This window comes from Micromonospora sp. CNZ286 (genome assembly GCF_014207755.1).
On sequence record NZ_JACHIZ010000001.1, the window covers coordinates 6,659,122 to 6,671,685 of the forward strand.

Annotated in this window: 9 protein-coding genes; 3 read left to right on the forward strand and 6 right to left on the reverse strand. The window is 70.5% G+C overall.

From position 1 onward, the window contains the following. Positions 1-411 precede the first annotated feature (411 nt). Entirely contained in the window at positions 412-5,676 is a 5,265-nt protein-coding gene (locus FHX31_RS29980; RefSeq protein ID WP_184977583.1) for a sacsin N-terminal ATP-binding-like domain-containing protein, read from the forward strand. A 295-nt stretch (positions 5,677-5,971) separates the two neighbouring features. Here the strand turns inward: FHX31_RS29980 and FHX31_RS29985 are convergent, their stop codons facing one another. Next, a complete protein-coding gene (locus FHX31_RS29985) occupies positions 5,972-6,163 on the reverse strand; it encodes a hypothetical protein (protein ID WP_184977584.1) in 192 nt (63 codons plus the stop codon). Positions 6,164-6,354: 191 nt separating this feature from the next. On the opposite strand from FHX31_RS29985, the gene FHX31_RS29990 reads away from it, so the two are divergent. Next, positions 6,355-6,747, forward strand: coding sequence for a GNAT family N-acetyltransferase (locus FHX31_RS29990; protein ID WP_486481726.1), 393 nt, complete (start codon positions 6,355-6,357; stop codon positions 6,745-6,747). 118 nt (positions 6,748-6,865) lie between these two features. On the opposite strand, the gene FHX31_RS29995 is transcribed toward FHX31_RS29990, so the two are convergent. From FHX31_RS29995 to FHX31_RS30015, 5 genes are all read right to left on the reverse strand, one after another. Next, positions 6,866-7,213: an STAS domain-containing protein gene (locus FHX31_RS29995; protein ID WP_184977586.1), complete on the reverse strand. Its 348-nt coding sequence runs from the start codon at positions 7,211-7,213 to the stop codon at positions 6,866-6,868. A gap of 203 nt (positions 7,214-7,416) precedes the next feature. After that, the gene (locus FHX31_RS30000) at positions 7,417-7,677 is read right to left on the reverse strand and encodes a hypothetical protein (RefSeq protein WP_184977587.1); all 261 of its coding nucleotides are present in this window, start codon (positions 7,675-7,677) and stop codon (positions 7,417-7,419) included. A gap of 111 nt (positions 7,678-7,788) precedes the next feature. After that, entirely contained in the window at positions 7,789-7,932 is a 144-nt protein-coding gene (locus FHX31_RS32915; RefSeq protein WP_486481713.1) for a hypothetical protein, read from the reverse strand. A 594-nt stretch (positions 7,933-8,526) separates the two neighbouring features. Next, positions 8,527-9,462 carry a replication-relaxation family protein gene (locus FHX31_RS30010; protein ID WP_184977589.1) on the reverse strand — a complete coding sequence of 312 codons (936 nt, stop codon included), beginning with the start codon at positions 9,460-9,462 and terminating at the stop codon, positions 8,527-8,529. Positions 9,463-9,907: 445 nt separating this feature from the next. Continuing rightward, positions 9,908-10,663 (reverse strand): DUF2637 domain-containing protein, encoded by a 756-nt coding sequence (locus FHX31_RS30015; RefSeq protein WP_486481714.1) that lies wholly within the window; start codon positions 10,661-10,663, stop codon positions 9,908-9,910. 1,121 nt (positions 10,664-11,784) lie between these two features. Between FHX31_RS30015 and FHX31_RS30020 the strand changes: the two genes are divergently transcribed. Further along, entirely contained in the window at positions 11,785-12,480 is a 696-nt protein-coding gene (locus FHX31_RS30020) for a hypothetical protein (protein ID WP_184977591.1), read from the forward strand. The last annotated feature ends 84 nt before the right edge of the window (positions 12,481-12,564 follow it).

The following is a 12,564-nucleotide window of genomic DNA, read 5'->3' on the forward strand; positions in this document are numbered from 1 at the left end:
GGCACCTGCCCTACCCCCCGCCCCAGGCCGCACCCCCGGAGTCCGGCCAGTGGTGGCCCTATGCCATGTTCGGCGGAATCACACTCCTCATCGGCTGCCTCGCCCTGATCGTCGTCGCCGCAAGCAGGTGAAACAAGGCCCGGCCTGCGTGATGCTGACGCGGCCCACGCCTGGCGGGTTGCGGCTGGGGTGGACCATAGGAGCTGCAGCTGAGAATGCCCGCCGCTGTCGTCTGTCTACGACGCGTTCCGTTCGAGGGCATCCCTCGGAGTTATAGAGGGACCTCACGCAGCGATGTGGCGGCGCACCTACGCATCGTTGAGGAGTTCGGTGCCCGTTTTGAAACACCAGGGATCGCCCCCGCCGTGCCGCACCGTCGCCTCTGTCGCACCTGGGTGACATGCTCAAGGTGTGACTCAGGTCCAGCCTGCCTCGACCGGATTCCGCCAGCGCCGAATCGAGGACACCACGCGTGGCCGCATCCGGTCGTACCTGCGTTCCAAGGACGATTGGAACCCGGCCCGGGGCTTGAAGAACCTGACCGAGCAGGCGGTCCGCGATTACGAGCACCGGGCCGTGGTCGAGCTGGTGCAGAACGCACACGACGCACAGGACGGCGGAGAGCGGACCGGACGGATCCTGGTCCGGCTCGATCCCGACGAGGGCGAGCACGGCGTGCTGTACGTGGCGAACACCGGCAACGGCTTCGGCGACAGCAACTTCGACGCGATCAGCGACGTTGCCCGGTCGGACAAGCGGCCTGACGAGGGCATCGGCAACAAGGGCATCGGGTTCAAATCGGTCCTGCAGCTGTCCCGCTCGCCCGAGGTCTATTCGACCGCGGCGGATTTTGACGAGGCCTACTCTTTCCGCTTCGCCACAGGACCGGAGCTGTGCGAGCAGCTGATCGGCATCGTCGGCCCCGACATCGCCGGCGACGTCGCCGATATCGAACGCGATGTCTTCCACCTGTGTCTGCCACTCCCTCAGCCGCACCGGCCGGCGGCGGTGACCGGGCTGCTTGCCGAGGGGTACGCCACAGTAGTGCGACTGCCACTCAAGAGCGACGACGCCTGCGCGGACGCGATGGCGCAGATGCGCCTGCTTGGCGGGACACCGCCGACGCTGCTGTTCTTGCGCCGGATCGCCGAGCTGACCGTCGAGATCGGCGGCCTTCAGCCGGTCCGCGAGACCCTGCGTCGACGCGAGACGCCGCTGGCCGGCTTCGACGGCGGGGTCTCGGCATCGATCGTGGATCTGGGCCCGGCAGGTCGGTACTTCGTGGCCGACAAGCTGGTCCCCGAGGCGACGCTGGCCGAGGCGATCCGGCGGAGCATCGAGGGCGACCACATTAGCGAGGGCTGGCGGGACTGGCGCGGCGACGCCCACGTGTCGATCGCCGCGACCCTCGGCGACGAGCCCGACGACCACCGCCTCTACACCCACTTGCCGATGGGGCGGGACGCTCGGGCGCCGCTGGCCGCGCACGTCAACGCGCCGTTCTTCGCCAAGCTTGCCAGGGTCGGTCTCGAGCAGTCAGTGCCGCTGAACGACACCTTGCTCAAGGAGGTCGCGATGTTGTGCGCCCGGCTGCTGCTCGCGGCGCGCAGTGGCGACGTGCCGATCGATGTGGACACCCTGGCCGACCTGCTCTCCTGGACGGCCGAGGACGCCGGGCGGCTGCGGGACGCGTTCGGCGCCCTCGGCCACGACGCCGCTACCGTGCCTGTGGTGCCGATCGAGGGTGACTCGGGCGCACGATCCTCGCTGTCGCAGGTTTTCGCCTGGGATGGCGGCGGGCGCAAGGTGCTGACAACCGAAGGGCTGGCCCGACGCGCGCGCGTCCCGTTGCTCCCGGCCTCACTGTCGAAGAGACGCCGGGCCAGCATCGGCGCGACCGCCCGGACGCTCGCCGGCCGGACTCTGACCGCGCCGGATGAGGAGATCGCCGCCTGGGCGGAGCGCATCGCCGAGGGCCTGGCCTCGGCGCCGTTCGACGCAGACGCCTGGATGGCCTTCTACGACGACCTGGCCGGCGCGGTGCGGCAGCGTACGGTCCTGCGCGGCCGTACGATCCTGATCGATGACGACGGCCGGCTGCGCGCCTGCAACAGCGACCGCGGCGGCCCGACCGCGTTCTTCTCCCCGCGCTCGGACGCCGACGCGCCGGATGCCGCCGGCGATGACCTCAAGCCGCCGGAGTCGCTGCGCCACCGGCTGTTCTACGTCTCGTCGGCGCTGCCCTGGAACACCCGCACCGGAAGCGTCATCACCAAGCGACCCGGCCGCACGCTGCTGGAAGCCGGTCTGGTCCGGGAGTACCGGGCCGCCACGCTGCTCCGGACCATCGGGGAAGAGCTGAAGCGCAGGCCGGAGCTGGCCGCCGATGTGCTGCTGTGGACGTACCATTTCGCGACTGGCCTCGCCGATCCACCCTGGCGCGAGATCCGCGAGATGGGTCTGCGCGTGCCGTGCCGCGACGGCGATTGGCTCCCGGCGGCTGAGGCCCACCTGTCCAAGGACTGGGGCGGCCCTGAGCCCGCGCTGCTCGACGACCTGCTGCGCCACACCGCCGAAGAGTTCCCCGAGATGGCCGCCCTGCGGCGCCGCATCCTCGCCGGGCCGGGCGCTCCGCCGTTCTCCGGCCACCCCCGGGAGCGGTGGCGGGAGCTCCTCGCGCACATCGGCGTGCGGGCCGGCCTGGTCCCAGATCCGGTGCCGGATTCGCTGCTGAACGGGCGCGGCGACGCCTTCATGGGCAATTACTTCACCCTCCCGCGCGCCTTGACCGCCGAGACCGGGAAGCTTTGGCGCCGGGCGACCGGGCGCGCACGGCCGCAGGGACGCCGGCCGCAGACCACATACCTCAGCCGAAGCCCGCTCTATCGTCTGGCCGGCCAGGACGACCACGCGCGCTTTCCCGGTCCCGCCCGGATGGCGTACGCGCGGCTGATCGCCCACGGTCTCGCCACCTGGCCTGACGAGACGCTCACGGTGACGGTGCGGCGGCACAACGACGGCGCGGACGCCTTCGATCTGCCGACTCCGGCCGCGGCCTTCCTGAGTGAAGCGGACTGGCTGCCGGTCACCGCCCCGCGCGACCGCAGCACCATCACCTATCGCAAGGCCCGCGAGGCCTGGTCGGATCGGGGGGACGCGCTGCCGTTCGCCGCCGTCATCGCGTCCCGGGTCCGCAGCCTGATCCACGCCCGCCCGGTCGCTGAGGCACGAGCTACCCGCCTCGGCATCCGCACCTGGGACGACCCGGCCACCGCGGCCGACCGAGTCCTCCTGCTGGCCCAACTGCTCGAGACCGGGCACGTGCCGGACACGGTGGTGCCCCCGTTCCGCAACGCGTACGAGGATGCCTGGACGGACTTCATCCGCCAGCGCTCCGCCGGGACGCCGCTCGACCACCAGAGCCGGGCACCGCTGGTCGTCACCCGCGGCACCACCATCGACGTGATCGATCTCGCCGCCGAGACGGCGACCGATCCTGTGTTCGTGCAGGACACGGACGAGCGGCAACGACTCCGGATGCTCGAGCAGTGCGGACTCCCGGTGCTCCGCCTGCGCCGCCCGGAGGCGTCCGCCGTCGCCGACCGGCTGGTCGCGGCGTTCGGCGCTCGGGTGCAGCGGGTCTCCGGCGTGCACCCGGCGGTGACCGTCGACGGCATCCCGTTCACCCCGTCGGACGCGCCGCCGCTGCTGGTGCAGCCGGACCAGGACTGGTTCGCTGACCTGGTTGCCGCGGTGATCGACCTGCGGGGGCGCAGCGTCCGGGCCAGTCGGACGGACGTGCTGCGCCGGGCGAACACCATGCTCCGCCGGATCCGAGTCGTAGAGGCCGACCGGATCGAGGCGGGCTTCGGCGGTAATACGATCGAGGCGCGGCACTTGGCCGTGCCAGACGACACCCATCCAACTGTCCTGCTGCTGCGCTCGCCCGACCGCCAGCGGCTACTGGAATGCGCCGCCCCAGCCGTCGGCGAACTGCTCGGTCATCCGTCGCTGGACGAGTCCCTCCGGCTCGCCCTGATCGAGCTGGCCCGAGACGGCTACGGACCCGACCAGTCCCCGTCGCCGGCCGCGATCGCCGACGTACTCGGCGAACCGGTCGCCAGGGTGGAGGAGGTGCGCGCCGCGATCCGCCGGCCCGACGAGGTCACCCTCGAGGTTCTCGTCCCGCTGGTCGCCGCCCTCGACCCGGCCCGCGCGCACGATCTGGACGGCGACGACACGGCAGCCACCCCCGGCGAGATCGCGGCATGGCTGTGCGACCGCAGCGACGCCACGGCCACGCCGGACGCCCTGCTCCAGGCCGCCGCCGAGGGCCTGGACGCGGCTCGGCGGTTGCTGGGTATCGAACTGCGCCCGTTGAACGCGGCGATTCGGGCGCTCGGGGCGCCGTACCATCCTCTGACCGACCCGGAGGGGATCGCCCAGCAGTTCCGGGCCTTCGTCGCCGAGCGCACCGGGCCGATCCTCGATGCCCTGCGGGCGGCCTTCCTCGCCGACTTTCGGGCCGGCCGCCCGCTGGACCGATACGTCGCGCACCGAACGCTGGCAAACCTCGGCCCCGATCCGGATTGGGCACTGGACTACTATCCCGCCGTCCCCGTCGCCCAGATGATCAAGCGAGTCAACGCCTGGCTGGCCGCGTCCGGCGCCGATGATCTCGGCGTTAGTTCCGGGCTCGAACCGCTCGACCGGCTACGGATTGTCAATCGCACTGCAGCACTGAACTGGGCCACCGATGCCGCCCGGGCCGTCCGGGCGTACGAGACCCATCGCGGCCTTACCCCGTCCGGCCTGCCGGGTGAGCCAACCGCGGTCGCCGACGCGGCTAGTAGCGCAGGCATCCTGGACTTCGAGCCAGTCGACGCGGACCGCTTGCTGGCCTGGGCAGCAGACACCAAACGCTGGCCGGCCGACATGCCGCGCTCCACCGACCTGGGCACGCTCGGCCTGCCCGCCGACGCCCTCGACCTGGCCCGAAAGCAACAGCGGGAGATCCACGACCGCCGCGAGCTGGAACGTCGGACCGTCCAGATTGACGGAGTTCGGCTGGTAGCCGACGAGACGAACTACGCACAGATCGCCACGGCCGTTCGGGCGAGCATCACGCCCGAGTTCCGCGCCGCCAACGGTCGCACCTCACTGGAGGCCGCCGCACGCCCGTCGCGCCGTGCACCCGGGTGGGGCGGCCCCGGGACGACCGCCGCCCGCCAGAGCCGGCCGCCAGAGGCCAAATTGGCTGCAATCGGTCTGGCCGGCGAGATCGCGGCGCTGGAGTGGCTCAAGGAGCGCTACCCCGGCCTGAACGAGCTGCAGTGCTGGCATTCCGGCTATCGCAACCAACTGCTCGGCGACGACGGCGGGGACGACACCCTCGGATACGACATCCTGGTCGAGCAGGGCCGCCGGCGTCTGATGTTCGAGGTCAAAGCAACCGAAAGCGAAGCATCCGAGTTCCTGCTCACCCCGGCGGAGATCACCCGAGCACGGGGCCTAAGAAAGAACGAACGCTACACAATCCTCTTCATCACAAACGTCTTCGGAGCCGCCGAGCGGCGGATCCATCTTCTACCCAACCCGTTCGACCCAGCTCACAGCGGCGTCTACCGGCCAGTCGGCGACGGCGTCCGCTACCGGTTCACCATCACCTCACCGTGACCTAAGGAGGCAAGTCCTTCGCCATCGACACAACCTCCGCCAGGGTGGCTCCGGGTGGACACCTGACGTCCCCTACCTCGTCAGCGCACGATGTGGTCGCCGTCGACGGAATCGCTTCACCGCAGGAACTGGTTCGGCACCGCCCCACGCTGCGCCCGTACACCCACGACCGGCTCGACGTTCCGGCGCCACCCGGCCGGCCCGCTCATCCGCAACCAGCTCAACGCCCATCTGAGATCGCTCGGCGCGGGCGACAGCATCGCAACACCGCACCTGCCGGGGGAGCTCGGCTGAGTCAACGGCCGAGGTTAGTGCTGTCGGGCTCGTGCGCCTTGACGATGGTTTCGAACGTGTCGTCGAAGCCGTGACCAGTTCGGCATCCCACGGGTGCCCGTCGAGGTAGGACGCCCAAGACGCCGCAAAACTCGGTGCGCCGGCTCTCGGCGCGGTCGAGTCGTGCGAACGCCAGGTCGAACAGTTCGCTCATATGATCGAGTTTACGGTGGGCCGTCATCGGGTTTGATCGACGCAGGGCGCCAGCTCCACACTACCGACAGCCCTCGCTCTGGGCCGACCGTGCCGCCCGGCCCGTCCGGGCGCCAACCAGGTCAGAACGTCGCGCAGTTCTGTTAGGCGCGCATAGCCTTAGGCATGGACCTTGTTGAGGTTCAGGCGCAGATGACCTTCGCACTGAGGCGCCGGGAACTGGGTTGGCGGGTACCGTCCGAGACACGGATACCCGGGGATGATGCGGACCATTTGGCGCTGCTAGATGGCCATGTAACCGCCGCCGTGGTCTCCCACGCCCCGTGGCCCTACCCAGACGAACCTGAGACGTCAGCCCGATACTTCTTCGGCATGGCGGTGAACGGCCGCTACCAGCGGCAGGGGCACGGCCGCCGATTACTGGCAGCCGTAGCAGACCGAGCGCGTGCGGCCGGCCAGCCTCTTCTCTGGGCAGAGGCACGGGAATCCGCCATCGGCTTCTACGCCAGCTGCGGTGCCCGCTGCACGGCGGCCTTCATCAACGAGGCCGGCCTGACCGTCCGCCGTGTGGTATTCCGCCTCTGACGCCCTGATGGCGACCGATACCAGAGCTGGTCATGGGGCTCCGGCCGGGGGCTGGACCAGCGGCATCCCTGCGGAGCTTCGCCTCGACGGCCCGGCTCAGCAGGCAAGCTGCGCTGGCCTAAGAAGCGGGCTGGGCCGGGGCCTTCGCAATCCTCGCGTCTCCGTCGAGTAGGCCAAGCAGGCCGGCGGTGAACAGTTGCCGCCGGACCGCGGGCGGGATGTTGGTCAGCCGCAGGGTGCCGCTGCGGACGTGTACGGCCCGGTGGCAGGCCACCAGCGTGCTGGTAGCGGCGGCATCGAAGCGGTCGAGGCCGGTGAGGTCGAGGTCGACGTCCCTGACGGTGTCGACGCGCAGCGCGGCGAGCACGGCGTCGTACACGAGCCCGCTGCTGGCTGCGCTGAGGCGGCCGGTCAAGCTCAGGCGCACGAGCGGGCCCTCGCCGCTGGTGGTGATCGTCAGGTCCATGATTCCTCGCTCCGCACTTCGCCGCCAAAGGGAGGGGGTTGTGAGACGCGGCCGAGTGCTGGGTGACGACTGAAGGTTACTCTGCGCGTCGGCGTGGCGTCTGACCGCGAGGAGCCGGCGGCGTCAGTCGGCGAGGGGTGGCAGGTCGATGCCGTCGTCGGTACCGGGCAGCGGCACCCATCCCGGGCCGCCGGCGGCGGGCATCAGGTGCGCGGCGGCGGGCCGGGAGCGGCCCAGGCGAGAACGGTTTCGCGGGTGCCCTCGACCTGGTCGATGCCTGCGGAGTGGCCGTTGATCTCGTCGACCCAGGTGGCGGCCCAGACGACACGCCGGTGCAGGTCCCGGCCTTTGTGCACGTAGACGGTGCCGTAGCCAGACCGGGGCTGTTGCTCGGGTGCGATCTCCTGGTCGCGGAGTTCCGGCGGCAGGTAGTAGGCGTTCTCGCCTCGGCGTGGGGTGTCCACGACCCCCATCGTCGTGTCACCGCGCGGCGTAGGTCGCCCAGGCGATGGATCCTCACTCGGCCGACATTCGGATGAAGAGGGCTGCGCCCGCCCGATGCGGGCGGGCGCAGGTCACGCGGCGCGTGGCGGTGCGGTTTGGTGCAGGCGGAGCAGGCGGGCGAGTGTGGCGGCTTGGTCGACGGTGGGCAGGCCGGCTTCGGCGGCGAGGGCTTGGATCTCGGTTTCGGTGGCGGGGTCGGTCAGGTAGCGGGCCATCGACAGCGTTCCCGGCAGGACCGGGGGGTCGGTGTCGGGGTGTGCGGTCGGGGCCTCGCCGTCGGTTGTCCGCGTGGGCGGGGTCGGCGGCGACGGGTGTGGTGTGTTCGCGCGTGATGTCTGGTCACGGCGGGTGGCCATGTCCCTCCCAGGACGGCTCGTGGCGTGAGGACGTGGTGTGGGGCCATGGGCGTCTCCTTCGCGTTGGTAGGAACTCTCTGGAATCGATCGCCGGACCGCGCCGGTCAGGGGCGACGGCGAAGTCGGTGTCGGTGAAGGGCCGCGGACTGTAGCTCCGGTGGCCGTGGAAGTGAAGACGTTCGCCACTCACAGCGACTCACAGCGGCGCCGCTGGTGTGAGTGGGCAGGGCGGTCTCACCGTCCGTCACCGAACAGCGTCCGGCGACAGACGGTGACCGCTTCCGGGCACCGCCGCTCCGCTGCCGCCCGGCGCGTAGCCCGGCCTGGTCGCCTCGGTGAGGGCCGCAGGGCGGGCGGTGACGGCTGCCCCGGGGTTGGGGCGGGCGGGGCGGGTTCGGCGGCGTGGCGGCGCGTGGGCCGCCCCGACGCGCCGTCCGTTTCGCTCCGGCCGCATCAGGCGGCCCGGTCTTCCTGGTCGGGGGCGGTGTGGGTAAGGAACTCGTTGTCGTGGCGGGTGTCGGTGTAGGGCAGGTCGATGAGGCGGTGACGGCCGCTGCGGTCGACCAGTTGCCAGACCTGATGTGCGGGGCTGGCGGCGAGTGCGCCGCGCAGGACGGCGGTGGTGGTGGCGACGACCGATTCCAGGCCGATGCCGGCGATCCGGTGGTGCAGGTTCGCCTCCCGGCGGGCGGAGGGGAGGTGGAACAGCACCGGCCACGCCCAGGTGCTCATCGTGTACAGCCGCTCGTACTTGATGACCTTGTCGATGAGGATGTGCAGGTGTTCGAGCCCGGTGTCGTACTCGAGGAAGAACGGCACGGACCGTCCGTCCTCGGTCCACACCCCGGCGCCGTCCGGTCGGGGAAACCCGATCGCTCCGGCGACGATGATCTGCGGGTCGCCGCCTTCGCGGTAGAGGGTGCCGGGTTCGTGGTAGGCCGACGCGGGCTGCCAGCGGACCAGCTCGGTGTCGGGGTGGGTGCGGGCGTGGGCGGCGAGGTCGATGAAGACCTGGTTGCCGCCGAGCAGGTGCGGCAGGTCCGGCCGGGAGGTGAGGGACTGTTTGCGGCGGCGGGCCTGGTCCCGGCGGGGCCGGCCGAGTCCGCGTTGGGCGTGGACGTGGTCGTAGCCGAGCTGGTCCAGGACGTAGTGGTACGGGTGGGAGCCGCCGTCGGCCTTGTTGGGCCGGAACCGGTCCACCGCTCGCAGGGCGGTGAGGCGGCGCAGGCGGCGTTGGGTGAAGTCCAGGGACGGGAACAGAGCGGCGGCGATCTGATCTGTGGTGAGCACGCCGTGGTCGTAGAGCCAGTCGAGGAGCCGGTCGTCGCGGGCGGTGATGCTGGCCTGCAGGCGCAGCAGCGGATCCGCGGTCGGTAGGTGTTTACCCATGGGCACAAGCCCCTGGGGGGAGACCCGAGACTGGAGGGTCTGTCTGGAGCGGTCCCGCACTGCTGACAGCGGGGTTGACCTGGGCTGTGAGCGGCTGTGGGGGGTCAGGTTGGGGGTCAGGATCAAGACGGACGGTAGAACGGAGATCCGCGCTGACCCCTACACCGCCGGACACACCGGGTCCGCGGTGAGAAGCAGGCGGGAGTGGATGTGAGTCTCGCCGGTGACGGGACAATCGACGAAGGTGAGCGTTGTACTGCGGCATCATTATTGCTGCTCCAAGGTCAGGTAGAGGTGAGTGGGTGTGCGGTGCGGCGCCGGCCGCTGGGCGGGCGGGCACGCGCTGACAGGTCTGGTCAGGTGGTGTCAACTGCCGGGTCTCCTGACAGGCACGGGACTGACAGCGGTGAGCCGGTCTGACAGGCGGCATGGCGTCGACGTTCTGTCACGCGGCCTCCGGCGGTGACAGATCCGGTGCGGGTGCAGTGGTCTCGGCGCGCAGGACGCGCACGAGCGCGGAGGCGGTGGCGTTGGACAGCTGGTGCCCGTCCGCGCGGAGCTGGTGTGCGAGGGCCTTGCGGGACAGCGGTGTGCCTTCGGCGGTGAGGGCGCGGACGGCGGTCCGGGCGGCCGGGACCAACGCGGCAACCTCCGGACCGCCCTCGTTCGTCGACGCCTCGTGGTCCGGGCGGTCCAGGACCGCCGGTGGTTGGTCCGCGACGGCGGGGACCGCCGCCGTGGAGTCCGGGACCGCGGTGGCGGTGACGGGGACCGGCGGGTGGATGTTCGGGACCGACGCTTCGACAGTCAGCGGCGGTCCGGACTCAGCCGGCACTGGCTGGCCGGTCGGGCGGGGTGGGGTAGGGTCGGCGCGGCCAAGTGCGATCTTCACCATCGCCAGAAAGCCCAGGGCCGGGAGGGCGGCGGCGATCCAGCCGATCACCGATGCCTCCGCCTCCACCACCTGCGCGGCCAGCGACAGCGACACCGCCACCACGAGCACCGCGGCAGGGAAGACGACACTCGTGCCCACGCGCCGCTTGCGACGCAACTCGAGACCAGCGGCGATCGACATCAACTCCAGCACGACCGCGTCGGCCCAGGCCAGCCAACCCGGCTGCCCATGCCCAGCGGCGACGTCATGCACGTGCGTGAACGACGCCGCGCCGGCCGCACCACCGATCAACAACATGATCGACACCTGGACGCGGTCCTCCCACCGCCCCCGCCCCGCGCCCGGACGGACAGGTGGGCCGGGACGCCGTCGGTCAGGTGTCGCCAACGGCCCACCACCTGGCTCCAGGCCGCGAGTGCACGGCCGCGTTCAGCGTTGTCGTGTAGAGGCGGGCCGCGGCGGCAGCCGCCTCCGTGCAGTTGTTGGTTGAGGTCACGTTCTGCTCCCGGAAGAAGTGGTTGAAGGGTGTGGTTCAGGTGGTTAGGGTTCCGTCCCAGGCCGCGCCTGCCCGGCTTGCGGTCAGTTCCCGGGCAGGCGCGACCCTGCCGGGTGACGCCCGGCCGGGCGGACCCCTCGCGCATGCGGGGGACGACAAACGTCACTATGGTCGAGTCAACGAACACGCCAGACCCCGCGCAGGGGCAGGCATCAGGGCAGCAGGCGTCGCCACAACCCGCACAGCAGGCTCTGGTCAACACGGGCGGGCACAGGGCAGGCGGCCTAGCCGAGCCACAGAGGATCAACACTCACCACCGGCAGCGCCACAGCAGCGCTCAGGTGGTGTGGTACGGCGGCTCAACTCGCCGACGAACGGTCCTTCATGCGGGGGCCTCCCATCTCTGCACGCCCCTTGCGCGGCGTCGGCACGAACAACGGCAGGCACCCCCGGTGGGGTGCCTGCCCGCTGCATGTGTGGCCGACCGCGCCGGTCGGCGCTGCGGGAACGTATTTCCATTACGCCCCGGGAATCTGACGGAGTCAACCCCCGATTCGCGACGGATCGCCACCGAGTCTTGCCAACGGTCCGATTAAGTGCTAACGAGTCCGCCTGCGTCCGTCGTTGTGCCGGCTCGTCCACTCCACGTGGGCAAAAGATTTCCCCGACCGGTCCACATGTTGAGATGCGAGCGTCCGAATGTGGGCCTGGCTGTTGGGGTTAGCGGCGCTCGCCGGGCCTCACCTCAGCGTCTAGCCGGCTGTGGCGGCTTTGGGTTGGGGTTGGGGTTGGGGTTGGAAGATCAAGACTGCTGTCAGCCGGCGTCGGATACTGCGACTGACCTGCTCGTTCCCTCGGCTCGCGTCGACGTATGGCCGGCTAGGTCTGTTGGCTTGGCTGTACGGTTGGCTGTACAGCCAACAATGGGACTGTGCACGCCGAACCGACGATGCTCCTTGTCCACAGTCCGCTCCTCACCTCGGCGATGTGGGACGCCCTGCGGCCACACCTCGAAGCAGCCGGGTGGCGCACGGCGGTACTGAACCTTCGTCCCTTAGTCGAGGCACCGTCCTTCCACGCGGCGGTCTGCGCGGAAGCGGCAACCAGCATCGCCCCCGGCGCACTTACCGTCGTCGGTCATAGCCGCGCAGGTCCCTACCTGCCCGGCACCGCCGACGCAGTCGGCAGCCACCGGCTAGACGTCGTCTTCCTCGACGCCCGCCTGCCGCACCCCGGCGCCAGCTGGGTTGGGTCACTACCGCGGGAGCGGGCCACGTGGCTGCGGGAGATGGCGGTCTCGGGTCGGCTGCCGACCTGGCATACCTGGTTCCCCACCACCTCCCTTGCCGATCTCCTACCCGACCCCGACCACCGGCGCCATGTACTGCGCGACTTGCCCGAGCTGCCGTGGAAGCTCGCTTCCGAGGTGCTGCCCGTGCCAGGTGCGGCGTGGAACTCCGCCAGGCGGATCTACATCCAACTGAGCGCTGCATACGGGTCCACGGCAGAGCAGGCGGAAGAAGGCGGCTACCTGGTCCGGCGCATGGACGGCGATCACCTGGCGATGGTCACGCAACCCGCGAAGGTCACGGATCTGCTTCTGTCGGCGATCGGGACGTCCGACTGAAAATCGGAAGGTCGGCGGTTCGGCCCCGCCCCTGGCCCCATAGCCTTTCGCCGGCTACCGAGACCCACCAGCGGAAACGCGGGT